The 25,668-nt window shown below is 36.6% G+C and carries 22 protein-coding genes and 1 pseudogene; 13 read left to right on the plus strand and 10 right to left on the minus strand.

The genetic code is table 11. The annotated features are described in order from the left end of the window. Positions 1–57: 57 nt before the first annotated feature. The 5 genes from AC0IWE_RS03915 to AC0IWE_RS03935 form a co-directional block, all read right to left on the minus strand. Positions 58–2,484 (minus strand): TonB-dependent receptor, encoded by a 2,427-nt coding sequence (locus AC0IWE_RS03915; RefSeq protein ID WP_471792015.1) that lies wholly within the window; start codon positions 2,482–2,484, stop codon positions 58–60. Positions 2,485–2,629: 145 nt separating this feature from the next. Then, complete coding sequence (gene rpe, locus AC0IWE_RS03920; protein WP_471792016.1) at positions 2,630–3,301, minus strand: ribulose-phosphate 3-epimerase; 672 nt, start codon at positions 3,299–3,301, stop codon at positions 2,630–2,632. 296 nt (positions 3,302–3,597) lie between these two features. After that, the gene (pnp, locus tag AC0IWE_RS03925) at positions 3,598–5,733 is read right to left on the minus strand and encodes a polyribonucleotide nucleotidyltransferase (RefSeq protein ID WP_463494871.1); all 2,136 of its coding nucleotides are present in this window, start codon (positions 5,731–5,733) and stop codon (positions 3,598–3,600) included. A gap of 176 nt (positions 5,734–5,909) precedes the next feature. Next, a complete protein-coding gene (rpsO, locus tag AC0IWE_RS03930) occupies positions 5,910–6,194 on the minus strand; it encodes a 30S ribosomal protein S15 (RefSeq protein WP_055913898.1) in 285 nt (94 codons plus the stop codon). A 172-nt stretch (positions 6,195–6,366) separates the two neighbouring features. Next, positions 6,367–6,570 (minus strand): hypothetical protein, encoded by a 204-nt coding sequence (locus tag AC0IWE_RS03935; RefSeq protein WP_471792017.1) that lies wholly within the window; start codon positions 6,568–6,570, stop codon positions 6,367–6,369. 98 nt (positions 6,571–6,668) lie between these two features. Between AC0IWE_RS03935 and AC0IWE_RS03940 the strand changes: the two genes are divergently transcribed. From AC0IWE_RS03940 to AC0IWE_RS03965, 6 genes are all read left to right on the plus strand, one after another. Beyond that, positions 6,669–7,088 carry an acyl-CoA thioesterase gene (locus AC0IWE_RS03940; RefSeq protein WP_463494867.1) on the plus strand — a complete coding sequence of 140 codons (420 nt, stop codon included), beginning with the start codon at positions 6,669–6,671 and terminating at the stop codon, positions 7,086–7,088. 272 nt (positions 7,089–7,360) lie between these two features. Then, a complete protein-coding gene (locus AC0IWE_RS03945; protein ID WP_471792018.1) occupies positions 7,361–8,785 on the plus strand; it encodes an MATE family efflux transporter in 1,425 nt (474 codons plus the stop codon). Positions 8,786–9,006: 221 nt separating this feature from the next. Next, positions 9,007–10,794 carry a translation elongation factor 4 gene (gene lepA, locus AC0IWE_RS03950; protein ID WP_055913908.1) on the plus strand — a complete coding sequence of 596 codons (1,788 nt, stop codon included), beginning with the start codon at positions 9,007–9,009 and terminating at the stop codon, positions 10,792–10,794. An 85-nt stretch (positions 10,795–10,879) separates the two neighbouring features. Next, positions 10,880–11,800, plus strand: a complete 921-nt coding sequence (locus AC0IWE_RS03955) for a bifunctional 5,10-methylenetetrahydrofolate dehydrogenase/5,10-methenyltetrahydrofolate cyclohydrolase (protein ID WP_471792019.1) — start codon at positions 10,880–10,882, stop codon at positions 11,798–11,800. Positions 11,801–11,939: 139 nt separating this feature from the next. Then, positions 11,940–12,200: a DUF6364 family protein gene (locus AC0IWE_RS03960; RefSeq protein ID WP_471792020.1), complete on the plus strand. Its 261-nt coding sequence runs from the start codon at positions 11,940–11,942 to the stop codon at positions 12,198–12,200. Positions 12,201–12,203: 3 nt separating this feature from the next. Beyond that, the gene (locus tag AC0IWE_RS03965) at positions 12,204–12,623 is read left to right on the plus strand and encodes a type II toxin-antitoxin system VapC family toxin (RefSeq protein WP_055913913.1); all 420 of its coding nucleotides are present in this window, start codon (positions 12,204–12,206) and stop codon (positions 12,621–12,623) included. Positions 12,624–12,663: 40 nt separating this feature from the next. On the opposite strand, the gene AC0IWE_RS03970 is transcribed toward AC0IWE_RS03965, so the two are convergent. Next, the gene (locus tag AC0IWE_RS03970; RefSeq protein ID WP_055913915.1) at positions 12,664–12,999 is read right to left on the minus strand and encodes a Rieske (2Fe-2S) protein; all 336 of its coding nucleotides are present in this window, start codon (positions 12,997–12,999) and stop codon (positions 12,664–12,666) included. A gap of 107 nt (positions 13,000–13,106) precedes the next feature. Here AC0IWE_RS03970 and AC0IWE_RS03975 point away from each other — a divergent pair, with 107 nt between their 5' ends. From AC0IWE_RS03975 to AC0IWE_RS03990, 4 genes are all read left to right on the plus strand, one after another. Beyond that, positions 13,107–13,730, plus strand: a complete 624-nt coding sequence (locus AC0IWE_RS03975; RefSeq protein WP_471792021.1) for a 7-carboxy-7-deazaguanine synthase QueE — start codon at positions 13,107–13,109, stop codon at positions 13,728–13,730. Between the two features lie 70 nt (positions 13,731–13,800). Next, positions 13,801–14,826, plus strand: coding sequence for a hypothetical protein (locus tag AC0IWE_RS03980; RefSeq protein WP_471792022.1), 1,026 nt, complete (start codon positions 13,801–13,803; stop codon positions 14,824–14,826). Next, positions 14,774–15,655, plus strand: coding sequence for an OmpA family protein (locus tag AC0IWE_RS03985; protein ID WP_471792023.1), 882 nt, complete (start codon positions 14,774–14,776; stop codon positions 15,653–15,655). The genes AC0IWE_RS03980 and AC0IWE_RS03985 overlap by 53 nt, the downstream gene beginning before the upstream one ends. A gap of 102 nt (positions 15,656–15,757) precedes the next feature. Then, on the plus strand, positions 15,758–16,174 hold the full coding sequence (locus tag AC0IWE_RS03990; RefSeq protein ID WP_471792024.1) for a DUF6526 family protein: 417 nt from the start codon (positions 15,758–15,760) through the stop codon (positions 16,172–16,174). Between the two features lie 56 nt (positions 16,175–16,230). On the opposite strand, the gene AC0IWE_RS03995 is transcribed toward AC0IWE_RS03990, so the two are convergent. The 3 genes and pseudogenes from AC0IWE_RS03995 to recQ form a co-directional block, all read right to left on the minus strand. After that, positions 16,231–16,947, minus strand: coding sequence for a YqjF family protein (locus AC0IWE_RS03995; RefSeq protein WP_471792025.1), 717 nt, complete (start codon positions 16,945–16,947; stop codon positions 16,231–16,233). A gap of 2 nt (positions 16,948–16,949) precedes the next feature. After that, entirely contained in the window at positions 16,950–17,762 is an 813-nt protein-coding gene (gene kdsA, locus AC0IWE_RS04000) for a 3-deoxy-8-phosphooctulonate synthase (protein ID WP_471792026.1), read from the minus strand. Between the two features lie 54 nt (positions 17,763–17,816). Further along, positions 17,817–20,005 (minus strand): annotated as a pseudogene (gene recQ / locus AC0IWE_RS04005) (DNA helicase RecQ). A gap of 91 nt (positions 20,006–20,096) precedes the next feature. Here recQ and AC0IWE_RS04010 point away from each other — a divergent pair. Both AC0IWE_RS04010 and AC0IWE_RS04015 read left to right on the plus strand, forming a co-directional pair. Further along, entirely contained in the window at positions 20,097–21,065 is a 969-nt protein-coding gene (locus AC0IWE_RS04010) for a KpsF/GutQ family sugar-phosphate isomerase (protein WP_471792027.1), read from the plus strand. 14 nt (positions 21,066–21,079) lie between these two features. After that, positions 21,080–22,171 carry a mannose-1-phosphate guanylyltransferase gene (locus AC0IWE_RS04015; RefSeq protein WP_055913938.1) on the plus strand — a complete coding sequence of 364 codons (1,092 nt, stop codon included), beginning with the start codon at positions 21,080–21,082 and terminating at the stop codon, positions 22,169–22,171. A gap of 253 nt (positions 22,172–22,424) precedes the next feature. Here the strand turns inward: AC0IWE_RS04015 and rlmB are convergent, their stop codons facing one another. Next, a complete protein-coding gene (gene rlmB / locus AC0IWE_RS04020; protein WP_471792028.1) occupies positions 22,425–23,192 on the minus strand; it encodes a 23S rRNA (guanosine(2251)-2'-O)-methyltransferase RlmB in 768 nt (255 codons plus the stop codon). A 200-nt stretch (positions 23,193–23,392) separates the two neighbouring features. Between rlmB and dnaB the strand changes: the two genes are divergently transcribed. Next, positions 23,393–24,955, plus strand: a complete 1,563-nt coding sequence (dnaB, locus tag AC0IWE_RS04025; RefSeq protein WP_055913943.1) for a replicative DNA helicase — start codon at positions 23,393–23,395, stop codon at positions 24,953–24,955. The last annotated feature ends 713 nt before the right edge of the window (positions 24,956–25,668 follow it).

Genomic DNA, 25,668 nt, shown 5'->3' on the forward strand with positions numbered 1-25,668 from the left:
GATTTTTTTGCCTGGATGGTTCGCAATAAAAGATCTTAAAAAATAAAAAATTACAAATTACGGCTTGTTCTTTAACTTCACGATCAGTTTTAAGTTAAACTGCCTGCCTGTTAAATAATTGGGAATTGCATATTGTACGTTATCTACATCTTTTAGCCATAGATAAGAAACCGTATTGTCGATATTAAGCATATTAAAAACTTCAATAAACAGAATAACAGAGCTGAAATTTTTATCTAAAAATTTAGGTTTATGCAATGCAGCATCATCTAGAAAATCTTTAGAAAAACCAATATCCACACGTTTATAAGACGGAATAAAAAATTTGTCCAAATATCTTGGGGTTTGCGATGGCCCAATTGGTAATCTTGAACCATAAAGTGCATTGAGGTGTACTTTATAGGTTGGACTGTTTAACAACCTATCCTGAAAAAATATGGAAAAATTTAAACGCTGATCAGTTGGTCTTTTTAAATAACCCGGATAAATTGTTGTACCATTCTGAACATAGCTATCGCCGATAATATCCTCATTGGCATGCATTACCGACATTCTGAAATAAGATACCAGATCCTTAACAAACTCCCCTCCTATACTGAAATCTGCACCATAAGCATAACCTCTGGAAACTTCGTTAGCCAGATATTTGATTCTTAAATTATCGATTTTATAAGGAATTAAACGATCAGAATATTTGAAATAAGCCTCAGATGTGAATTTTAACCGCGTACCAAAAGCATCAAAAGCATACTCGTAACCCAAAGACGTGTTGTAAGAACTTTGCGCTTTCTGATCGGTATTCAAAATTCCAAAAAAATCTCGAATGGTGCGGTATGATGGTGGTTGTTTGTAAACGCCAGCTGAAAATCTCAATATTTTGTTGTTGGAGTTCGGCCTGTAGGCAATTAGCATCCTCGGACTGATTAATAACTGCTTACTTAATGAACTGTAACTAGCACGAGCACCAAGCTGTAAATCAGCAGAATTTGAAAGGGAATAACTATCTTGTATATAAGCACTAAAGTTTTTAATGTCTAAATTATTTTGGACATTAATTACATTTTGCAACGTGATATTTTTTGAATTGTTTGGAAGAATAAAACCGGCAGAATCCGTATAGTTATATTCATTCAACTGATCATTGTATTTGGAATTGTCAAATTTTAAACCCCAGGAAAAAACATGGTTGTCGAAATTCTGATCTACCTTAATTTCTGAAGCAAAAATCTTCGTATCAAGGCTATTTCTTCCATAGTTATAATAGCTGCCAAGACCTCTGTTTTTATTGATTACGCCAAAATTTTCTCCCGGAAAAGTATTATCTATTTCGTCAAAAATATAAGTGCCGTTAATATCGAAACGCTCTCTCTCAATAGTATTGAAATAGCTGTTAATAAACTTAATTACGAGGTTTGGTTTGGGCGAATAGGTAGCTGTAACCGCACTTCCCAGCGTTTGGTAATCATCAATCTCCTGGCCAGTATAATCAACATTTAACCTTAGTGTAGTACTTAAAGTTCCGAACTGCGTTTCCCTGTTGGTGGGCACCAGCTTGAATTGGCCGAGATTAAAACTACCCAGGAAACTGATATTGAATTTTGAAGAAAAATCATATTGGTAAAGTAGTTGTGCATCGGCAAAATTTGGACTATAACTGCCTTTCTCGTCTTGTTTGATTAATACGCTGGAATTGTTTTTATAGCGTAACCCAGCCAATAGAAAACTATTTTTAAATATTTTTTTTGTACTTAATGAAGTATTTAAGAGGCTTGTGCTGAAAATAGTTTGATTGCTATCCGGTTTGTCGTATTTAATATCTAAAATAGAAGAAAGTTTATCGCCATATTTTGCCTCAAAACCTCCGGCAGAAAATTTAGCTTTACTCACCAGATCTGAATTGATGAAACTTAATCCCTCCTGCTGGCCATTGCGGATCAAAACCGGCCGATTGATTTCTACATCATTGATGTAAATTAAGTTTTCGTCGAAATTACCGTCTCTAACACTATATTGAGCACTTAATTCATTATTTGTAGATACCCCTGGGAGCGTTTTGAGCATGGTTTCAAAATTGCCAGAAACCAAGGGCATTGCAGCAACATCAGCAATGTTAATCGTAGTAGTATTGCTTAACTGATTTTGTTTATTTGTAATATTTACTTGTTCTAATTCGTTGATATTGGCTGTCAAATTTACTTGTTTGATGATTCTTGCCCCCGAACGTTCACTGAATTTTAATGTCTGCGGCTGATAGCCTAAGAGGGAATACTTTATGCTAAAATTTTTCGATTTGGAGTAAACCGTATAAACCCCTAATTCATCTGTTACAGTTGATTGTGCCTGCCCTAAAACAATTACCGTAACTTGTGCTAAGGGTAATTTTTCATCACTATAAACTATCCCCGAAACCCTAACTAATGGCTGAGCAACAGCAAAACTGCAACCGGCAATTAATAGGAACAGGATTAGCCGAAATTTGACCATGGATTACGCGTAGAGATTTGGTTAATTAGCCACAGATGCACAAAGATAAACACAATTATTTTACTCAAAATATAGTAAAAGATTAATTTTGAATCAAAATAAATGGCTAAAAGCATACTTTAGCGCTAATATCTGTGTTTAAAATTTATGCGTTTACGCTTGTGGTAGTTAAGCTTTTCATTTTAGAAATGGTTTCCGTGGGATTATCTGTCGCGAAAATTGCATTTCCAGCTACAAAAGCGTTAGCACCTGCGGATACTAATGTAGCGATATTTTGTAAACCAACACCACCATCAACCTCGATAATTAAGTTTTCGTTTACGCCTTGAATCAATGCTTTTAAATCCTTTATTTTTTTGTAAGTATTGTGGATGAATGCCTGGCCACCAAAACCCGGATTAACTGACATAATCAGTACCAGGTCTAAATCTTCAATAACATCCTGCAGTAAAGTTACCGGAGTATGCGGATTTAATGCTACACCCGCTTTGCATCCAGCTGCTTTGATTAACTGGATAGTTCTGTGCAGGTGAGTACAGGCCTCGTAATGCACGGTAATCCTATCCGCCCCTGCTTTGGCAAATTCCTCTACGTATTTATCTGGCTCAACAATCATTAAATGAACATCCAGCGGTTTAATAGCATGTTTTTTTACGGCAGCCATTATAGGGAAACCGAAGGATATATTGGGAACAAAAACACCATCCATCACATCAACATGAAACCAATCGGCATCACTATGATTAATCATTTCAATATCGCGTTGTAAATTGCCGAAATCGGCAGAAAGTATGGATGGGGCAATGATGTATTTCATTTAATGATCTCTTAGTATTAAAGTAACATTTTAAAACGACCGTCACCCTGAATTCATTTCAGGGACTTATGAGTGAGTAAGATGCTGAAATAAATCCGATAGCTATCAAATCAGCATAACAGTATGTTGCAAGTTACAAAAGAACTGTGAAAATTTTTAAATTAGAAACAAAGATGCTGAAATAAATTCAGCTGAAGTACGCAAATTAATTCCATTTATAAAATAAAAAACCCTTCCAGTAAAACTGAAAGGGTTTGCTATATCTCCCGACTTCGGACTTCCGAATCCGGTCTGTTTTATGCTTGCGGAGCAGCTGGTTTTTCTGGTCTTGGCAATAAAACTTTGCGCGAAAGTTTCATTTTACCTTGTTTATCGATGTCTAGTAATTTAACCTCGATTTTATCACCTTCTTTTAACACGCCATCCATAGTTTCTAAACGTTCCCATGAAATTTCAGAGATGTGTAATAAACCATCTTTACCTGGCATAACTTCAACAAATGCACCAAATGGCATAATTGATTTTACCTTACCTTGGTAAACTTCGCCAATTTCTGGCTTAGCTACGATGTTACGGATACGGGTAACTGCTGCATCAATAGCTGCTTTATTATCAGCAAATACTTCTACAATACCTTTGCCCTCAACTTCTTCAATAGAGATTGAAGCACCGGTTTCGCGTTGCATTTCCTGAATAATTTTACCTCCAGGGCCGATAATTGCACCAATAAATTCTTTATCAATAGTTAAAGAAACAATACGTGGAGCATGCGGTTTGTAATCCTCATTAGGTGAACTGATCGTTTTCTTCATCTCGTTTAAGATGTGTAAACGACCTTCTTTGGCTTGTAACAAAGCTTTTGTTAAAACTTCGTAAGATAAACCATTGATTTTTAAGTCCATTTGACAAGCAACAATACCGTGTTCAGTACCAGTTACTTTAAAGTCCATATCACCCAAGTGATCTTCATCACCTAAAATATCAGATAGAATTGCATATTTACCAGTTTTCTCATCAGTAATTAAACCCATTGCAATCCCAGAAACTGGAGATTTGATTTTAATACCTGCATCCATAAGTGCCAATGTACCAGCACAAACTGTTGCCATTGATGATGAACCGTTTGATTCCAAAATATCAGAAACGATACGGATTGTATATGGATTTGCTTCGCCCTGAGGCAATACTTTCTTAAGTGAACGTTGCGCTAAAGCACCGTGGCCAATTTCGCGACGGCCAGCGCCTCTGTTTGGTCTAACCTCACCAGTTGAAAAACCAGGGAAATTATAGTGCAATAAGAATTTATTGTAACCATTGAAGAAAGCACCATCAATCATTTGCTCATCATCTTTGCTACCTAAAGTAACTGATGTTAATGATTGTGTTTCGCCACGTGTAAATACAGCCGAACCGTGAGCAGCAGGTAAATAACCAACTTCACTCCAGATTGGACGGATTTCTGTTGTTTTACGGCCATCTAAACGGATACCTTCGTCTAACAATAAGTTTCTGATGGCATCGTATTGAACATCGTGGTAATAATGTTTAGCCATTGCTTTGGTTAAATCTGCAGTATCTTCTGGCATTGCCTCGAAGAATTCGTTAATAATTGCAGTAAAACCTTCTTTACGAACATCTTTATTGCCACCAGCTTTAGCTACAGCATAAACTTTATCATAAGTATCAGCATAAACTTTAGCTTTCAGATCAGCATCGTGGTCTTCGTGGTTATATTCACGTTTAACAGTTTTGCCTGTAGCTTCAGTTAATTCAACCTGAATAGCACATTGAACTTTAATTGCATCGTGTGCAAATTTTAAAGCCTCAACCATTTCATCTTCCTGAATTTCATCACACTCACCTTCAACCATGCCTATATCATTTGCTGATCCGGCAACCATGAACTCTAAAGTTGCACGCTCTAATTGGCTAGCTAATGGATTGATTACCAATTTGCCATCAATTTTTGCAACACGTACTTCAGAAATTGGACCGTTGAAAGGAATATCAGATACTGATAATGCAGCTGAAGCTGCTAAACCTGCCAAACAATCTGGCATAATATCTTTATCAGCAGAGATTAAAGAAATCATCACCTGTGTATCAGAGTGATAATCACTTGGAAACATTGGACGTAAAGCTCTATCTACCAAACGTGAAATTAATACTTCGTAATCAGATAATCTAGCTTCACGACGTAAAAAGCCACCTGGAATACGGCCAGTAGCCGCGTATTTTTCCTGATAATCAACCGATAATGGTAAAAAATCAGTACCTGGTTTAGCACCAACAGTTGAAACTACAGTTGCAAGCAACATCGTATCACCCATTTTTACTACAACCGAACCATCAGCCTGTTTAGCCAATTTACCAGTTTCAATTTCTACAATTCTGCCATCGCCCAAATCGAACGATTTTTTTATTACATTCATTTAATTAGAATTATGGTGTGTTTTCCTCTTTCTACACACCGTTGTTTATATATGTTTTGTTTTTGCAAACGAAGATAGTATTAAAAAAGCCTATCTATAATAAAACCCGTTAAAAAAATTAACAGGGAATTAAAAAGCCATTCCCTGAAGAATGGCTTTTAATGATAAACTTGCGCTTATTTTTGTTTGATGATATCACGAAGCGATAAAGCTTTGATGATAGCACGATAGCGCTCAATATCTTTTTTGTATAAGTATGCCAAAATACCTCGGCGTTTACCTACCAACTTTTGAAGTGACAACTGAGTAGAGAAATCTTTACGATTTTTCTTTAAGTGTTCTGTTAAGTGCGCAATACGGTATGTAAATAACGCTACTTGACCTTCTGCAGAACCCGTGTTGGTTTCTACTTCGCCGTGCTCTTTGAAGATTACAGCTTTTTTCTCTGGACTTAAATACATTCTTGAATAATATTAAAGCAATAAAAATTAATTAATTGTGGCGCAAAGATAAGGCAATTTTTAATTATAAGCAAGTGTTTAATGAATGATAAAATTAACGACATCAAACTGCTGAAATGTTTCCAATAACAAGAGCATTTCCGGATGTCCTTTATCGAACGACATATAAAAATTATATGTTTGGTTTGCGGATTATAATACCTTTTCCTTGTGGAGATTTTACAGGCTTGCCACCATTCATGACAACGGAGATGTAGTTAAGTTGCAGAACACTGAAAAAGCGTTGCTCAGGGATACCGCTCAAATAAATACTATCACGCTCTTCAATGATTGTTTCGCGCGGAAGTGTAATATCACATAAAGTGAGCTTTCCCATTTCATATCGAAAATACGAAAAATAGATGATATATCTTTACATCAATACATCTTTATATAAAGCCATCAAAAGCTTACTTTTGCACAAAACATTTAGACTTGGAAAAGAATCAATATAGCATTTTCGAAAGCGAATTACGTGTCCGCCCGGATGATATCGATATGTTTAACCATGTACATAATAGCAAATACCTGGATTATGTACTGGCTGCACGTTACGAACAAATGGAAAAGTTTTATGGCATGCCTTGGGAATATTTTACTAAACAAGGCTTGGGCTGGGTAGTAAGTCATGTCGATATTAATTTTAAACGCCCGTTATTGATGAATGATTTAATGCTGATCAGGACCGGAATTTTAACAATGAATGATAAAGGTTGCGCTGTTCAATTCGAAATTATTAACCAAAAAACAGGCAAAGTGGCATCTGATGGTATTTTTGATTATGTTTTAATTGATTTGAATACAGGCCGTGGAACAAAGGTTTCAGAAGAAATGATTAAAGCCTACAGTATTTAATACTCATTAAGCAGATTATAATTCTGAGGATTCTGTGTTTCTGTGGCAAAAAGAAATCGCAAAGTTTAATCACTTCCTCGAAAATTGGTCATCAAAACTTGACAATTCAAAATTTTAGCTATCTTTGTTGAATCAAAAAGACCAGAGCCATGATAGTATCTGCAATCCGTTTTAGGTTCTAAACAACCGAGGATTTCCTTCCATTTCAATTTTAGGTATGTGCGCTTAATGCGTAACATTGGTTTTATACATTATACTTTATTATATATTATATGTCACAGTCTACAAAGACACAGGGCAAACTTTCGTCTTTTTTCGATATTCTCCTGCAATCTTTAAAAGGTCATGAGGTTGATTTAACTTCAATCAGTATTAAACGTGCAATTATTTTATTGGCTATCCCGATGATGTTGGAAATGGCTATGGAATCGGTTTTTGCATTAGTTGATTTATATTTTGTTGGCCATTTAGAAAATAGCAGTTATGCAATACAAACCGTTGGTTTAACCGAATCGGTTTTGACCATTATTTACTCTCTTGCCATTGGTTTAAGTATGGCTGCAACTGCGGTAGTTGCCCGGAGAATAGGTGAAAAAAATCCAGAAGCAGCATCAAAGGCTGGCATGCAGACCATATTGATTGCAGTTTTTGTAAATATTTTAATCAGCATTTTAGGATTAATTTACGCAAAGGATATTTTACTGCTAATGGGTGCTTCAACTGAAACGGCAAATCATGGTACTACTTTCGTTCGGATAATGATGGGTGGAAGTATTATTATTGTACTTTTATTCCTAATCAACGGGATTTTTCGTGGTGCAGGCAACGCAGCAATTGCGATGCGGAGTTTATGGATTGCCAACATTGCAAACATCATCCTCTGCCCTATTTTTATTAACGGTTTCGGACCTATCCCGGCTTTTGGTTTAACAGGTGCTGCAATTGCCACCACAATCGGACGAGGTTTGGGTGTTATCTACCAGGTTTATAGTCTGTTCAGTGGAAAAAATGCATTAAAAATACGCATCAGTCATTTTGTACCTGATTTTACACAAATTAAAGCCATTATAAAGATTGCGGCCCCAGCTATTTTCCAGTTTGTGATTGCGAGTTGTAGCTGGGTATTTTTAGCGGAGCTGGTTGCTACTACAGGCGGTGACGAAGGTTCTGCAGGTTACCAAACTGCATTGCGCCTAATGATGTTTTTTATGTTGCCCGCCTGGGGATTAAGTAACGCAGCTGCAACATTGGTAGGTCAGAATTTAGGTGCAGGCCATGTAGACCGTGCTGAAAAATCGGTTTTCCAAACCTTAAAGTATATTTTGATATTTATGGCAGTTGTAAGTGTACTTTTTCTTACCTGCGGACATCTTTTTGCTGCGTTTTTCACTTCCGATGAAAATGTAATTGCCATAGCGAGTAGAGCGTTAAAAATTTTAAGCATTGGTTTTGTAATTTACGGAGCCGCAATGGTATTTAGTAGCGCATTTAATGGTGCTGGTGATACCTGGACGCCCACCAAAATTAATATTTTTGCATTCTGGCTTTTCCAAATTCCATTGGCCTATTTTTTAGCTAAATTTTTAGATATGGGCCCAACAGGTGTTTTTATTGCCATTCCAACCGCAGAGGCAGGTATTGCAATAGCAGCTTTTATCCTGTTTAAAAAAGGTAAATGGAAGAAAACAATGGTTTAATTTTTTTATGGACAAATAAAAAAAACCTCATAAAATTTCGCCATTGCGAGGCACGAAGCAATCTTAATGCACACGCAATGGATGGTACTCAGTCAAAATATATTTTACAAACCAGCTCTGCCGTAACGGAAAAGTCACTGTATTTGCTTTTCAAATCAAAGTGTTTTGCAGCAATATTTTCTAGATTAAAAATTACGTATATGCTTCATCTTTGCGCAAAGATGAAGCATATACGTAATTTTTGCATTATTGCACATATCGACCATGGTAAAAGTACTTTGGCTGATAGGTTATTAGAATACACCGAGACAATTTCCAAGCGCGAAGCGCAGGCGCAATTGCTCGATAACATGGATTTAGAGCGTGAGAGAGGCATAACGATTAAAAGTCATGCCATACAAATGAACTATAAAGTTGGTGATATTGAATACAATTTTAACCTTATTGATACACCCGGACATGTAGATTTTTCTTACGAAGTTTCCCGTTCGATTGCAGCTTGTGAAGGTGCACTCTTAATTGTAGATGCTTCGCAAGGTATTCAGGCACAAACGATTTCCAACTTATATTTAGCTTTAGAGCACGACCTTGAAATTATTCCGATTTTAAATAAAATGGATTTACCGGGGGCAATGCCTGAAGAAGTAAAAGACCAGATTATTGATTTGATCGGATGTAAGCGGGAAGATATTATTCCAGCATCTGGTAAAACCGGATTGGGCATTCCTGATATTATCCAGGCCATTGTAGACCGCGTTCCTGCACCTGTTGGCAATCCGGAAGCACCTTTGCAAGCTTTGATTTTCGACTCTGTTTTTAACTCTTTCAGGGGAATTATTGCTTACTATAAGGTTGTTAATGGCGAGATTAAAAAAGGTGATAAAGTAAAATTCATCAATACAGGGAAAGAATATTTAGCTGATGAAGTAGGTATTTTGAAACTGGATATGGCACCACGTAATGTGGTTAAAACCGGAGATGTGGGTTACATTATTTCCGGGATTAAAGAAGCCAGAGAAGTAAAAGTTGGTGATACAATTACAACTACAGCAAGACCATCGCTGGATGCAATACAAGGATTTGAAGAGGTAAAACCAATGGTTTTTGCAGGTATTTATCCTGTTGATACTGATGAATTTGAAGAACTTCGCGAGGCAATGCACAAGTTGCAACTCAATGATGCGTCTATCGTTTTCGAACCTGAAAGCTCTGCAGCACTAGGTTTTGGTTTCCGTTGCGGATTCCTGGGCATGTTGCACATGGAGATTATACAGGAACGTTTGGAGCGCGAATTCGACATGACGGTAATTACTACCGTTCCCAACGTATCTTACATTGCGCACACCACTAAAGGTGATGAAATTTTTGTAAATAATCCATCTGATTTACCTGATCCAAGTAAATTAGATTCTGTTGAAGAACCATTTATCAAAGCCAACATTATTACAAAAGCCGATTTTGTTGGCCCTGTAATGTCACTTTGTATTCAGAAAAGAGGAACAATTGTAAATCAATCCTATTTAACATCTGACCGTGTTGAATTGGTTTTTGAAATGCCAATGGGCGAAATTGTATTCGATTTTTATGATAAATTAAAAACAATTTCAAAAGGCTACGCATCATTCGATTATCATCAGATTGGTTACCGTAAATCAGATTTGGTTCGTTTAGACATGTTAATAAATGATGAACCGGTTGATGCACTTTCATCATTAATCCACAGAAGCAATGCTTACGATTTCGGAAAGAAAATTTGTGAAAAATTAAGAGAATTAATCCCTCGTCAACAGTTCGAGATTAAAATACAAGCCTCTATCGGTGCGAAAGTTATTGCGCGCGAAACATTAAGTGCCTTACGTAAAGACGTAACCGCCAAATGTTATGGAGGTGATATTTCACGTAAACGTAAATTACTGGAAAAGCAGAAAAAAGGTAAAAAACGTATGCGCCAGGTTGGAAATGTAGAAATTCCACAAAGTGCATTTATGGCGGTTTTAAAATTAGATTAACCCCCCTAGGCCCCTGAAGGGGGAATTATTGGTGAGTTTTATTAAGTTAAATCTTAAATTATAAAATTATAACGAAGCAAGTTATATGAGCGATGCAAATTCAAAGTCCCCTTCAGGGGATTTAGGGGTATTATTAGACGGTAAATACGTATCAGAAAAAGTTAAAGTTCAGATTGCAGAAGAAGCTGCAGAATTTTTGAATAAAAGTGGCCGCAAACCACACCTAGTTGCCATTTTAGTGGGTAATGACGGCGGTAGTGAAACTTACGTAGCGAGTAAAATGAAAAACTGCGAAAAAGTCGGTTTTAAATCTTCATTGCACCGCTATGATAATTCGGTAACTGAAGCAGAATTGCTGGCAAAAATTGAAGAAATTAATCAGGATGATGATGTGGATGGCTTAATTGTTCAATTGCCTTTGCCAAAACATATTGATCCGGAGAAAGTAACCGAAACGATCGATCACCGAAAAGATGTGGATGGTTTCCACCCTGTAAATCTAGGTAGGATGATGCGCAATCTTCCATGCTTTATTCCGGCAACGCCCTATGGCATTTTACTGATGTTGCAAGAATATGGTATTGATACAAGCGGAAAACATTGTGTTGTAGTGGGAAGAAGTAATATTGTTGGTAGCCCAATGAGTATTTTAATGGCTCGTAATGCTAACCCCGGCAATTGCACCGTAACACTCACCCACTCGCGTACAAAGGATTTGAAAGAGCAAATTCTTCAGGCTGATATTGTGATTGCAGCTATTGGTAAAAAGAATTTTGTTACTGCTGATATGGTTAAAACCGGGGCAATTATCATTGATGTAGGCATTAACCGTGAAACTTCTACCGAAACTAAATCTGGATTTAAGTTATATGGTGATGTAGATTTCGAAAACGTTGCACCTAAGGCTTCTTACATTACGCCTGTTCCTGGAGGAGTTGGTTTGATGACCATTGTGGGTTTACTAAAAAATACACTGGCATCTGCAAGGAAAGAGATCTATTCTTAAGTTAGAATCATTAAGGCTTAAGGTCAAAGCCATAATCTATAAAACATTAAAGTGGTTTAATTTATTGAACCACTTTTTTTACGTACAAAATTTTTTCTTATCACGTATAATGTTTAAATTTGAATAAGAACATTATAATATGGATACCAAATTAACTTTAAGCTTTGATCAGGATGTTGTAGCAAAGGCAAAAAAATATGCTGCCGATAACAACATTAGTTTATCGCGTTTAATAGAGCATTTATTAACGCAGGTAACCGCCAAAGAATACAAATCTTTAGAGGATTATCCTATTGCAGATTGGGTAAGTATGGTTGCTGAAGGTGAAGTTGAGTATAAAAAATCACCAAAAAAAACTCGTCGGGATTCGAAAGATGAATTTTTTGCATCCAAGAAATAACATATGAAGATCTTTTTAGATGCTAATGTTTTAGTTTCAGTTTTAAATAAGGAATATCCACTTTACACCTACTCCTCCAGAATTTTAAGTTTAGCATCTCACCCAAAATTTGAAGTATATACCTCTCCGCTTTGTTTGGCTATTGCATTTTATTTCGCAGAAAAGAAGCACAATGCACAACTTGCAAAACAGAAAATAGATTTACTCTGCCGATATATTAAAATTGCTCCCAACGCTTCTGAAGGGGTTTCAAATACCTTGAAAAATAAATCAATACATGATTTTGAGGATGGTTTAGAATATTATGCCGCTAAAACAGTTGGCAGTATGTGTATTGTAACTGAAGACATAAAAGATTTTTATTTTTCAGAAATAGAAGTTTTAAATTGTCAGGATTTTTTTAAAAGATTCTTACTCAATTAGTTCTTCAGCATTTAATTAAATGTGCAATAGTTTTTTATATTTATCCCCACAGTTTACTCCACCAGCTTTCTTCAAAACCGATATATAATCCATCTTCGCGCAATTCTGTCGGGTAGATATTAATATAATCTCCTTGCCCTTCTGCACCTCTTCCTGTGCTTAAACTGTACTCGTACCGATGGATCGGGCAAACCAAGTTTCCATTTTTGCACCAAGCACCACTAAAATGACCGCCTGCATGAGGACAATGCGATTGTGTTGCAATAATCTTGTTTTCATTATTAATCAGACAGATCTGCTTCCCGGCAACTTCAATGGTTTTGATAGTCTCCGGATGGGGAATCTGATTATTATTTAGTGCCTTAAACCACTTCATGTTGCTAAAATACAGCAAATAAATATCACTCGTATTTCATCTTTACATTAAATTTCAAAAGAGAAACTGCTTCACCATATTTTTTTAAGATATTTGCATCCTCAAAAATGAAACAAGACATACCAGAAGACGGCACATTACTTCCTTTAATGGAAGAGTTTTACACGATACAAGGCGAAGGATTTAATACTGGTAAAGCAGCGTATTTTATCCGTTTAGGGGGCTGCGATGTGGGTTGCCACTGGTGCGATGTTAAAGAAAGCTGGGATGCTGAGATGCATCCGCTTACCCCATCAGATGTTATTGTGGAAAATGCAGATAAATTTCCAGGCAAAGCTGTTGTAATTACTGGTGGTGAACCTTTAATCTATAACCTGGATTATTTGACAAGTAAATTAAAAGAAAGAGGTATTTTAACGTTTATTGAAACTTCTGGAGCCTATCCGCTATCGGGCAATTGGGACTGGATCTGCTTATCTCCAAAGAAATTTAAAGCACCCAGACCAGATATTACGCCTTTTGCACACGAATTAAAGGTGATCGTTTTTAATAATAGTGATTTTAAATGGGCAGAAGAATATGCAGCGATGGTTTCCCCTACCTGTAAACTCTATCTTCAGCCAGAGTGGTCTAAATCAAAAGAAATCACGCCTTTAATTATTGAATACGTAATGGCTAATCCTAAATGGGAAATTTCTTTACAAACGCATAAATTTTTAAATATTCCTTAAAAATAATACATTAGCTTTATAACCAAATGTTAATGTAATGAAATTTCGTCTCTTCCTCATCTTTAGCATAATGAGCTTTTATTGCTTTGGGCAAAGCTCATCCAATAAAAAAGCACAATCTTTTTTCGAAAAAGCAGGTCCGCTGATTGAAAAACTCGACTATGCAGCGGCAGAAATGGCTTTAAAAAGTGCGGTTGATGCCGATCCATTGTTTCAGGGCTCTTACATTGCACTTGCTAATGTTCAAAAAGCACAAAAGAAATATCCTGATGCTAAAGCTGCTTATGAAAAAGCAATTCTGATCAATAAATCTGTTACTCCTGCAGTAATTTATGGCCTTGCTGAAATGGAATTTGCCACGCAGGATTATACAAAAGCAAAGCAACATTTTGGAGAATTTTTATCGTTGGATGCTTCTTCAGAAAGGGCGAAAAAGTCAAAAAAATATCTTTTAGATTGTGATTTTGCACTTCCGGCGATTGCAAAACCTGTAAAATACAGTCCTGTAAATTTAGGTGAAGGTGTGAATACGGCTGATGCAGAATATTTCCCTGCATTAACTGCTGATGGAGAAACAATGGTTTTTACCCGTCAGGTAAATGGAAATGAAGATTTTTGGACCGCTCAGCTCAAAAATAATAAATGGGAAACTGCTACTCCTTTATCTACTAAAATAAATACAACACGTTACAACGAAGGCGCACAAACTATCTCACCTGACGGAAAATATTTGTTTTTTACAGGTTGTAACCGCCCAGATGGTTTAGGGCGATGTGATATTTATGTTTCACATCGTGAAGGAAAAGACTGGGGCGAACCTTACAATGTTGGTAAACCCGTTAATTCCGAATTTTGGGAGTCGCAACCTGCAATCAGTCCAGATGGAAGAACTTTATATTTTATCAGCAACAGGCCCGGCGGATCCGGAGGTTATGATATTTGGAAAAGCACCATTACAGATGATGCCAAATGGGGACCGGCAATTAATTTAGGACCGGATATCAATACCGCCTTCGATGAAAATACACCATTTATGCATGCTGATGGCAGAACCTTGTATTTCTCGTCTGACGGTTGGCCAGGTTTCGGAAAATAAAGACATTTATTATAGCAGGCAGGAAATTGATGGCAAATGGCAAAAACCTATCAATATGGGTTATCCGATAAATTCTTTTGAAGATGAAAGCGGTTTAGTGGTCAGTGCTGATGGAAATTATGGTCTTTTTTCTTCCAATTTAAAAGGTGGATTTGGCATGCAGGATATTTACAGTTTTGGCATTCCTGAAGCGGCAAAGCCTATGAAAGTTTCATACGTGAAAGGAATTGTTAGGGATAAGGATAGTAAAAAAACGATTGAAAGTAATGTTCAGGTGGTTGACTTAAAAACCAATAAAACAGTTTTCGACGATTATACTGATCCCGAAACAGGTCAATTTCTCGCTGTAATGCCTGTTGGAAGTAATTATTTGTTTAATGTTAATGCCGAAGGTTACATGTTCTATTCTGAAAATTTTGAACTTAAGGCCGGCGATATCAATAAACCCTATCAGGTAGAGGTTTACATCGAAAAAATTAAGCAGGGTGGTAATGTTACCTTAAGAAACATCTTTTTCGATACCAATAAATTTAACCTTTTACCAGCTTCTATACGCGAGTTGGATTTGTTAATTGAATTTCTACATCAAAATGAAAACGTTCAAATCGAAATTCAAGGCCATACTGATAACGTTGGAGACGATATGCTGAATGAAAAGTTATCATTTAATCGTGCAAATGCAGTTTACGAATACCTGATTAAAAATAGTATTGATGGAAAAAGGCTAACGTTTAAAGGTTTTGGAGCCAGTAAACCAATTGCTGACAATAAAACTGAACTTGGAAGAAAAAATAACCGTAGAACATCATTTGTGATTACTAAAATATAACAAACATATTTAAAATTAGAATTGAAGGTTTCATGTCGGATTGATTGGATTGACATCAAGACCTTACTAGAAAACTCATATTAAAGATTAATTAAAATAACAATGTCTCAAGATTATAAAAATCATAAAAGGTTTTATCCATTATTTCATTTCTTCACAATACCGTTGGCTTTTTTAGCCTTAATTTTTACACTTTATTTGTGTAAAACCACTCAAAATCCATTTTTGGGTTTAATTTTCTTTGCATTTTTATTAATAACCATTGTAGCAATTATGGCGAGAACATTCGCATTAAAAGCACAAGATAGGGCAATACGTGCTGAAGAAAGTCTTCGTTATTTTATCCTTGCTCAAAAACCATTTCCCATCAGTATCAAATTGAGTCAGATTTTAGCTTTACGTTTTGCAAGTGATGAAGAGTTTTTAGCTTTGACAGATAGAGCTGTTTCAGAAAATTTATCTTCCGACGAAATAAAAAAAGCCATTAAAAATTGGCGTGGAGATTACCATAGAATTTAATTTTGCTCCTAAATGCCCTTATAATTTTTAGAAGTAAGAAAAAAAAGTTTACAATCTTAAAACTTCTTCCCTTTTAACACCCTTATTTCCGAACCTTCTGCGAGCATTACAGAATCTGGTTTTGCATTGTTGAGGAAAGTAAAATCAGCTCCGTAATTAACGCCAAAATCAACATTGATGGTATAATCTATCACCGGGTAAGCTTCCCAGCGTGGGTGCTCAACGCCATATTCAGAGGTGAGGTTTAAACCTATTTTTGTGTAACCCCAATAATGTTCGGTAATAAATTCTTCCTCACTGTCTATTAAAATTTCCTTTGCTTCCGGATCTGCCGTGACTGAAAAGTTATGCCAATTTTTATTTTTCCAATAATAATTTACCTCCAACTGGTGCTCTTGTTCAACCCAGAGATGTTTCATGGGGAATGTTTGGTAATTTTCTTTATAAAGTGTATTGGCAACAAAAGTAATTGCAGGTTTAGGTACAATTTCTTTTATAAATACCACTCCACGCTTCCAGATATTCCCCTCTTTAAACTTTACATAAAACCTCAGATTCACCTCTTCAAAATTGGTATGAAAAGGGATATTAAAACCACGCAGTTTAACATCAAGAAACATAAACCCTACTAAGCTGACATAATATTTGCCCTGCCAATCGTCGAGAACTGTATTCGGAGGCAGGTATTTTGAAAGTATTTCTTGCGGTACAGCGTACTGTGCCAAAGCAAGTTTGCGCCATTCGGCTGTGAGAAACACCTTAGAGTTATTCAAAATTAAAGTATTGCTTGTCTGATTCTGATCAGCTTGGTTAATGTTTCTTCCAGTAAATCTAAATGCAACATGTTAGCCCCATCTGATTTTGCATTTGCAGGGTCAGGGTGTGTTTCGATAAATAAGCCATCCGCTCCTACTGCAATCGCAGCTTTGGCAATGGTGGATATCAATTCAGGTTTGCCACCTGTAACGCCGCTGCTTTGATTGGGTTGCTGTAAAGAATGGGTACAATCCATTACTACCGGAACGCCAAAACTTTGCATTTCTGGTAAACCGCGGTAATCAACGATTAAATCCTGGTAACCAAAAGTATTGCCGCGATCTGTTAAAATAACTTTATTGTTTCCGGCTTCTTTTACTTTCTCTACAGCAAATTTCATTGAACCTGCCGATAGAAATTGCCCTTTTTTAACATTCACCACTTTTCCGGTTTCTGCGGCAGCAATTAATAAATCTGTTTGGCGACATAAAAATGCAGGAATCTGCAATACATCTACGTAAGCAGCAGCCATTGCAGCCTCGCCACTTTCGTGAATATCAGTTACCGTTGGTACGCCAAATTCTCTGCCTATCCGCTCCAGGATACGTAAAGCCTTTTCATCGCCAATGCCAGTAAAAGAACTTCCTTTACTTCTGTTTGCTTTACGGTACGAGCCTTTAAAAATATATGGAATTTGAAGTTTATCGGTTATGGTAATAATTTTTTCAGCAATTTTCAACGCAATGTCTTCGCCTTCAATCGCGCATGGACCTGCCATTAAAAAGAAATTTCCTGAATCTGTATTTTTTAATTTATCTAAGTAGTTTAACATAGTTGATTTTTGAGAGGAGAGATTTGAGTTTTTCTCATGTCTCTCATCTAATTTTTAATTTCCTAGTTCTGACATGAATTTTATCCGCATCAGTTGAATTTCTTCACGGGTATAGTCGGTTTCACCCAGTTCATTAAGTGCTTCATCAATAGAATCACTTTCTGCAGCCCTGAAATAGTCAAAAACTTCATCCTGACGATCGTCATCAATTACTTCATCGATAAAATAGTTAAGATTAAGCTTTGTGCCAGAATTTACGATTGACTCTACTTCTTTCAGAATTTCTTCGTAAGTAATGCCTTTTGAATCTGCAATATCTTCCAAACCAATTTGTCTGTCTATATTTTGGATAATTGAAACTTTCATCTGCGATTTATTCGCCTGGGTTTTAATAATCAGGTCTATAGGGCGTTCGATATCATTATCTTCAACATATTTTTTGATTAATTCAAGAAAGGGATTGCCGAATTTCATCGCTTTTCCCGAACCTACACCAGAAATCTGACGAAGTTCTTCCATCGTAATCGGGTAATGCGTACACATTTCCTCTAAAGATGGATCTTGAAATACTACAAATGGGGGTACACTTTTCTGTTTGGCGATTTTTTTGCGCAGATCTTTAAGTAACGAGAGCAAATGCGTATCTAATGCACCTGTACCTTGTTTTACATCGTCATCATCATCATCAGTGCCGCTTTCAATCGGTTCATTTAAAATGAATTTAAGGCTGTAAGGATTAACGATAAAATCTCTGCCTTGCTTTGTTAACTTTAATAAGCCGTAATTATCAATATCTTTATACAGGTAATTATTTAAAACAGCCTGGCGGATAATTGATTTCCACATCAGTTCGCCTTCTTCTTTTCCAATTCCAAATTCAGGAATTTTACTATGTTCGTAGGCAATGGTTTGAGCGGTTTCTAAACCCAAGAAAACGTTAAGCAAGTGAGCATCATCAAACTTTTCGCCTGATTTTTCGATAAATTTTAAAACAGTTGATAACTGACTTTCTGCATCAAATTGTTTTTTAGGCTTTTTGCAATTATCGCACATGCAATTACAGCCCGTTTCGTTAAAATTTTCCCCGAAATAATGAAGGATTTGCTTACGTCGGCAAACGCCGGATTCGGCGTAATCGATTACTTCTTTTAATATCTGTGTGCCAATTTCGCGTTCAGAAACTGGTTTATCTTTCATAAACTTTGCCAGCTTATCTACATCCTTTTGGGCGTAAAAAGCAATACAAACACCTTCGCCTCCATCACGGCCTGCCCTACCTGTTTCCTGGTAATAACCTTCCATGCTCTTCGGTACATCATGGTGAATAACAAAACGCACATCTGGTTTATCAATGCCCATACCAAAAGCTATAGTAGCTACAATAACCTCCGCATCCTCCATTAAGAACCTGTCTTGGGTTTCAGCCCTCACTTTTGGATCTAAACCGGCGTGATAGGGCAATGCACTAATTCCGTTAAGATTTAGTGCTTCTGCAACTTCCTCTACCTTTTTACGGCTCAAGCAATAAATAATACCCGATTTGCCCGGATTAGACTTAATATATTTAATGATTTCTTTAGTAATATCTCTTTTCGGGCGGATTTCATAAAAAAGGTTTGGCCTGTTAAATGAGGATTTAAACAAAGTCGCTTCCGTCATTCCAAGATTTTTCATGATGTCCTGCTGCACTTTTGGTGTGGCAGTTGCGGTTAAAGCAATAATTGGAATATTGTTGCCTAAACCAGCAATAACTTGTTTAATCTTACGGTATTCCGGTCTAAAATCATGTCCCCATTCAGAGATACAATGTGCTTCATCAACAGCAACGAAAGAGATTTTAATCAGATTTAAAAATTCAATATTGTCTTGCTTCGCCAAGATTCGGGCGCAACATACAATAATTTAGTCTGTCCGCTTAACAGATCAGATTTTACTTGGGTAATTTCAGATTTATTTAGAGATGAATTTAGAAAATGAGCAATACTGTCATTTCCACCAAAAGCCCTTAATTGGTCTACCTGGTTTTTCATCAATGCAATTAACGGAGAAATTACAATTGCCGTTCCCTCGCTCATTAAAGCGGGCAACTGATAGCAAATAGACTTCCCTCCGCCTGTTGGCATAATAACAAAAGTGTTATTGCCTTCTAAAATATTTGTAATGATCGACTCCTGATCACCCTTGAAATTATCAAACCCGAAGAAATTTTGTAGGTTATCAAATAACGACTTTTTCACGTCCATTTTGTGTAATAAAATATGCGATGCTATTTTTGTATCCAAAATAACATAATTTTACAAGAATTTCAAGTATTAACAGACAATTATTTTCTCTTTGAAAAGTAAAAAATCAATTATCCAATCGGCTGTAAGCACCTTAGAGCTTGAGGCAGCGGCAATATTAAATGTTGCGAAGAATATTAATCACGATTTTGAAAAAGTCGTATCGAGCATTTTACATGGCAAAGGACGGGTAATTGTTACGGGCATTGGAAAAAGTGCCATAATTGCACAAAAAATTGTGGCCACCTTTAATTCTACAGGTACACCGGCAATTTTTATGCATGCTGCAGATGCCATTCATGGTGATTTAGGAATGATCCAGACGGATGACATTGTTATTTGTCTATCTAAAAGTGGAAACACGCCCGAAATTAAAGTGTTGGTTCCCCTATTAAAAACGGCCAATAATCTTTTAATCGGAATGGTTGGCGAATTAAATTCCTTTTTAGCAGAACAGGCTGACTTAATTTTAAATACATCTTTTGAAAAAGAAGCTTGTCCGCATAATTTAGCCCCCACTACAAGTACTACTGCACAATTGGCCATGGGCGATGCATTGGCGATCTGCTTACTTGAGTGCAGGGAATTTAACGAATCTGATTTTGCCAAATTTCATCCAGGTGGATCATTGGGTAAAAAACTTTATTTAAAAGCAAGAGATTTAGCACTTTCTAACGAAAAACCATCCATAAGCCCCTCTGCTCCGGTAAAAGATGTATTGATAGAAATTAGTAAAAACCGTTTGGGTGCTGTGGTTGTTGTTGATAACGAAAATAAAGTATTGGGCATAATTACAGACGGCGATATTAGAAGGATGTTGGAAAACAATAATTCCATTTCTGATTTAAAAGCCGAAGATATAATGGGGAGAACACCAAAAAGCATACAATTTGATGCCCTGGCAGTTGAAGCATTAGACATTATTAAACAAAATAACATTACACAGTTGTTAGTTCTAGAACAAAATACTTACTTTGGCATTATCCATTTACACGATCTCCTTAATGAAGGCATAGTGTAATTTTTAAAATAAAAATGAACAAAAATTATTATGCATTAATTATGGCTGGCGGCGTAGGTAGCCGCTTTTGGCCAGTAAGCAGAACAGAATACCCAAAACAATTTATTGACTTTTTTGGTGTTGGAAAAACGCTGATTCAAAGTACCTACGAAAGATTTTTGAACATCTGCCCTCCTGAAAACATATTTATTGTTACCAACGAGATATATTCAGATCTAATTAAGGAGCAATTACCCCAGTTAACAGATAATCAAATTTTGGCTGAACCTTTAATGAGGAATACAGCACCTTGTGTGGCTTACGGTAGTTTAAAAATTGCGGAGTTGAATCCAAATGCAACTATTGTGGTTGCACCATCTGATCATACCATTGCCAATATTGACGGTTTCGTAGAATCTATTCAACAATCTTTAGAGGCTGCATCTAAAAACGATTGTTTAATCACGCTGGGGATTAAACCAAATCGTCCTGATACTGGCTATGGTTACATACAACATACCGATTACGTACTCAATACGGATACCGACCTGCATAAGGTTAAAACTTTTACAGAAAAACCAAACCTCGAACTGGCAAAATCATTTTTACAGAGTGGCGATTTCTTATGGAATGCCGGTATATTTATTTGGTCGGCAAAATCAATTTTAAATGCTTTTGAAAAACACCTGCCTGATATGTATGAAATATTTAATGTTGGTAGGTCTGAATTAAATAATGCCGGTGAAAAAGAATTCATCAATAATGCTTATTTCCAATGCACAAATATTTCCATCGATTTTGGAATTATGGAAAAAGCTGAAAATGTTTACGTTTTACCTTCCGATTTTGGCTGGTCTGATTTAGGTACCTGGGCATCTATTTATGAAATGGCCGAAAAAGATTATGTTGGTAATGCGGTTATTCCATCAGAGCAGGTAATTATGTTCGATTCATCAAATTGCATGGTAAACGTACCAAAAGATAAACTGGTTATTCTCCAGGGGCTTCATGATTATATTGTAGTTGAAAATAACAATATGCTAATGATTTGTCCACGCGATGAAGAGCAAAAGGTTAAAGAATTTGTTGCAGAAGTTAAATCCAGATTTGGAAATAAATTTATATAATGCAAGTAATTTAGGGAGTAAAATGGATGATTAAACAAGGTTTAATCATCCATTTTGTTTTAGACCATTTTTTAGATCCTCAAATTATTTATTTTTTTTAAAAAGATCCTGAAACAAGTTCAGGAAGACGAGTTTTTTAGGGGGATGAAATTTCAGGAAACCAAGTTTTCTGGTCGGATGAAATTTCAGGTAGGATGAATTTTTCAGGAAGATGAATCTTCCTTTTTTTATCAAAAAAACTGTATTATTTTCATTAAACAGTTCTTTGTCTAACTGCTTCGTATAAAATTACACCGGCAGCAACCGAAACATTTAACGACTCAATTTTACCTGCCATTGGTATTTTGGCCAAGTGATCTGCCACCCTTAAAAGATCGTTTGATATCCCTTCATCTTCCGATCCCATCACAATTGCGGTTGGCATGGTATAATCCGGAGCATAAATAAAGTCGCTTGTTTTTTCGGTGCAGGCAACAATCTGTAAACCACTCTCTTGTAAAAACAAACAGGTTTTATGCAAATTGGCATGTCTGCAGATTGGAATACTGAATAAAGCACCAGCCGAGGTTTTTATGGCATCAGCATTAATTTGCGCAGCATTTTTTAAGGGTACAACAATGGCATGAACGCCAACACAGGCCGCGGTACGCGCAATTGCGCCCATATTACGGACATCTGTTACGCTATCTAAAACCAAAATTAGGGGTACCTCTCCTTTTTCAAAAACAGCAGGAACAATATCTTCAATATTTTGATATGTTATAGGTGAAATTACCGCAATTACACCTTGGTGGTTTTTTTGTGACATGCGGTTCAGCTTCTCAATCGGAACTGAATTTAAAGGGATTAAAGTATCTTTTAAAAGTGCTTTTAGTTCTAAAAATAATTCACCACCCAGACCGCGTTGCTGATAAATCGTTTCAATATCTCTTCCTGCTTTAACGGCTTCTATTACGGCTCTAATGCCAAATACAAACTCATTATTCTCTTTTGTGCGTTGCGGTCTTCTAAAATTATCCATGTTTTGAAATTGTTAGGCAAAAGTATTCAAATAAATGTTTTAGCCCTAATCTATATTGATCCTTATTAACATTTAATTGTTTAAAAATTTTTTGATTTTTTAAAATCCTATAAAATTTAATCTGATTATGCTTCAATTTGTTAACAAACAGCTAGTAACTAATTCAAACAACCACGTCAAAATTTAATTACTTTTGTAGCATGAGTAGCGATAATGAACAAGGCGGAAAGAACAGTATGACTGCTAGAAAAAGCAGATTAAGCAATACGATTAGTTCACAGGGTAAAATCCCACCTCAGGCTTTAGACCTAGAGGAAGCTGTTTTAGGCGCATTAATGCTCGAAAAAGATGCCCTTTCGGCCGTAATCGACGTTTTAAAACCAGAAGTTTTTTATAATATCGCCCACCAAAAAATTTTTGAAGCGATCCATATTTTATTTCAGAAATCGAGACCGGTTGATATTTTGACCGTAACAGCCGAGCTTCGTACCTTAGGATCGCTGGAAATTGTTGGTGGTGCTTATTACATTACTAATTTAACAAACCGCGTTGCCTCTGCAGCCAATATTGAGTTTCACGCCCGGATTATTTCTCAGAAATATATTCAGCGTGAGTTAATTCGGATCTCAACCGAAATTATCACAAACGCCTACGAAGACACAACTGATATTTTTGATTTATTGGATCAGGCAGAAAAAGGTCTTTTCGAAATTGCCCAGAATAACTTGCGTAGAGATACACAAAAGATGGACGATATCATTAAGCAATCTTTAGCTACCCTCGAAGAACTTCGTACCAAAACAGATGGTTTAACAGGTGTACCAACAGGTTTTACTGGATTGGATCGGATTACCGGTGGATGGCAAAAGCAAGATTTGGTAATTATTGCAGCTCGTCCGGCGATGGGAAAAACAGCATTCGTACTAACATGTGCAAGAAATGCAACCGTAGATTTTGCTAAACCAACCGTAGTATTCTCACTGGAGATGTCATCTGTACAATTGGTGAATCGTCTAATTTCCGGTGAAGCAGAAATTGAGCAGGAAAAAATCAGAAAAGGAAATTTACAGGAATGGGAATGGCAGCAATTACACAGTAAGATAGGCCGTTTAACTGAAGCTCCCCTATTAATTGATGATACGCCTGCACTAAATATATTCGAATTCAGGGCAAAATGCCGTAGATTAAAGTCTCAATACGATATACAACTTGTAATTGTCGATTACTTGCAGTTGATGCATGGTAAAGGCGAAGGAAAAGGTGGCGGTAACCGCGAGCAGGAAATTGGTAGTATTTCGAGGGCATTAAAATCTGTTGCGAAAGAACTTGATGTTCCTGTATTGGCCCTATCGCAGTTAAGTCGTGCGGTAGAGAGCAGGCCAGGTTTACAAGGGAAACGACCAATGTTATCCGATTTACGTGAATCGGGATCCATTGAGCAGGATGCGGATATGGTATTGTTCCTTTACCGCCCCGAATACTATGGTATTACAGAAGATGAACAAGGAAGATCGCAGGCTGGTATTGGTGAAGTTATTATTGCAAAACACCGTAATGGTGAAACCGGAATTGTACCACTTAAATTCGTTGGTAAATTTGTGAAATTCGTCGATTTGGAGGATGATTTTAATGCACCGCCGAATTCATTTGCTGCAGATCCATCAGCAGGTATGTATCCATCTCAAGATTTTGAAAAACAAAGTAACGTAATTATCCGTCCTTCAAAAATGGACGATTACAGCGATGATGATCCTCCTTTTTAGTAGTAATTAACAAGTTTTTAGCTTTTTTGCCCTTCAATAAGCTACAACGATATTCTACAATTTAAGGGTCGTCATCTCGACTGAAGTGCAACGGAATGGAAAGATCTTTGAAGCAAACAATTAAAATCGAATTTAAAGATTTCTCCACTACGGTCGAAATAACGATTTATGGAGAGGTCTTCGACTACGCTACCATAGTTATAATCCATTAGCACGGTCGTCATTCCCGCGTAGGCGGGAATCTTAAAACGCTTGCATTACGATTCCCAATCGAGTTGGGAATGACGTTATCACGCAGCCTAACATTTTGTCAAAAAGGTCTGTCTTTAATTTAAGGATCGTCATCTCGACTGGAGTGCAACGGAATGGAGAGATCTTTGAAGCAAACTATTAAAATCGAATTACCATAGATAGAATTCATTAGCACAGTCGTCATTCACGCGTAGGCGGGAATCTTAAAGCGCTTGCATTACGATTCCCAATCGAGTTGGGAATGACGATATCGCGCAACCTAACATTTTGCCAAGAAGGTCTGTCTTTAATTTAAGGATCGTCATCTCGACTGAAGTGCAACGGAATGGAGAGATCTTTGAAGCAAACTATTAAAATCACATTTAAAGATTTCTCCACTACGGTCGAAATGACGATTTATGGAGAGGTCTTCGACTATGCTACCATAGATTGAATCCATTAGCAGGGTCGTCATTCCCGCG

The sequence above is a fragment of the Pedobacter sp. AC402 genome, assembly GCF_979252805.1.

What these genes read in the sequence shown, in the direction of transcription:
- AC0IWE_RS03960 (WP_471792020.1), top strand. Translation starts at nt 11,940, where the DNA reads ATGGATACCAAATTAACTTTAAGCTTTGATCAGGATGTTGTAGCAAAG.
- AC0IWE_RS03985 (WP_471792023.1), top strand. Translation starts at nt 14,774, where the DNA reads ATGGCAGAACCTTGTATTTCTCGTCTGACGGTTGGCCAGGTTTCGGAA.
- AC0IWE_RS03975 (WP_471792021.1), top strand. Translation starts at nt 13,107, where the DNA reads ATGAAACAAGACATACCAGAAGACGGCACATTACTTCCTTTAATGGAA.
- AC0IWE_RS03970 (WP_055913915.1), bottom strand. Translation starts at nt 12,999, where the DNA reads ATGAAGTGGTTTAAGGCACTAAATAATAATCAGATTCCCCATCCGGAG.
- AC0IWE_RS03980 (WP_471792022.1), top strand. Translation starts at nt 13,801, where the DNA reads ATGAGCTTTTATTGCTTTGGGCAAAGCTCATCCAATAAAAAAGCACAA.
- AC0IWE_RS03915 (WP_471792015.1), bottom strand. Translation starts at nt 2,484, where the DNA reads ATGGTCAAATTTCGGCTAATCCTGTTCCTATTAATTGCCGGTTGCAGT.
- pnp (WP_463494871.1), bottom strand. Translation starts at nt 5,733, where the DNA reads ATGAATGTAATAAAAAAATCGTTCGATTTGGGCGATGGCAGAATTGTA.
- AC0IWE_RS04015 (WP_055913938.1), top strand. Translation starts at nt 21,080, where the DNA reads ATGAACAAAAATTATTATGCATTAATTATGGCTGGCGGCGTAGGTAGC.
- rpe (WP_471792016.1), bottom strand. Translation starts at nt 3,301, where the DNA reads ATGAAATACATCATTGCCCCATCCATACTTTCTGCCGATTTCGGCAAT.
- lepA (WP_055913908.1), top strand. Translation starts at nt 9,007, where the DNA reads ATGAAGCATATACGTAATTTTTGCATTATTGCACATATCGACCATGGT.
- rlmB (WP_471792028.1), bottom strand. Translation starts at nt 23,192, where the DNA reads ATGGATAATTTTAGAAGACCGCAACGCACAAAAGAGAATAATGAGTTT.
- AC0IWE_RS03955 (WP_471792019.1), top strand. Translation starts at nt 10,880, where the DNA reads ATGAGCGATGCAAATTCAAAGTCCCCTTCAGGGGATTTAGGGGTATTA.
- AC0IWE_RS03935 (WP_471792017.1), bottom strand. Translation starts at nt 6,570, where the DNA reads ATGGGAAAGCTCACTTTATGTGATATTACACTTCCGCGCGAAACAATC.
- rpsO (WP_055913898.1), bottom strand. Translation starts at nt 6,194, where the DNA reads ATGTATTTAAGTCCAGAGAAAAAAGCTGTAATCTTCAAAGAGCACGGC.
- AC0IWE_RS03965 (WP_055913913.1), top strand. Translation starts at nt 12,204, where the DNA reads ATGAAGATCTTTTTAGATGCTAATGTTTTAGTTTCAGTTTTAAATAAG.
- AC0IWE_RS03945 (WP_471792018.1), top strand. Translation starts at nt 7,361, where the DNA reads ATGTCACAGTCTACAAAGACACAGGGCAAACTTTCGTCTTTTTTCGAT.
- AC0IWE_RS03990 (WP_471792024.1), top strand. Translation starts at nt 15,758, where the DNA reads ATGTCTCAAGATTATAAAAATCATAAAAGGTTTTATCCATTATTTCAT.
- dnaB (WP_055913943.1), top strand. Translation starts at nt 23,393, where the DNA reads ATGAGTAGCGATAATGAACAAGGCGGAAAGAACAGTATGACTGCTAGA.
- kdsA (WP_471792026.1), bottom strand. Translation starts at nt 17,762, where the DNA reads ATGTTAAACTACTTAGATAAATTAAAAAATACAGATTCAGGAAATTTC.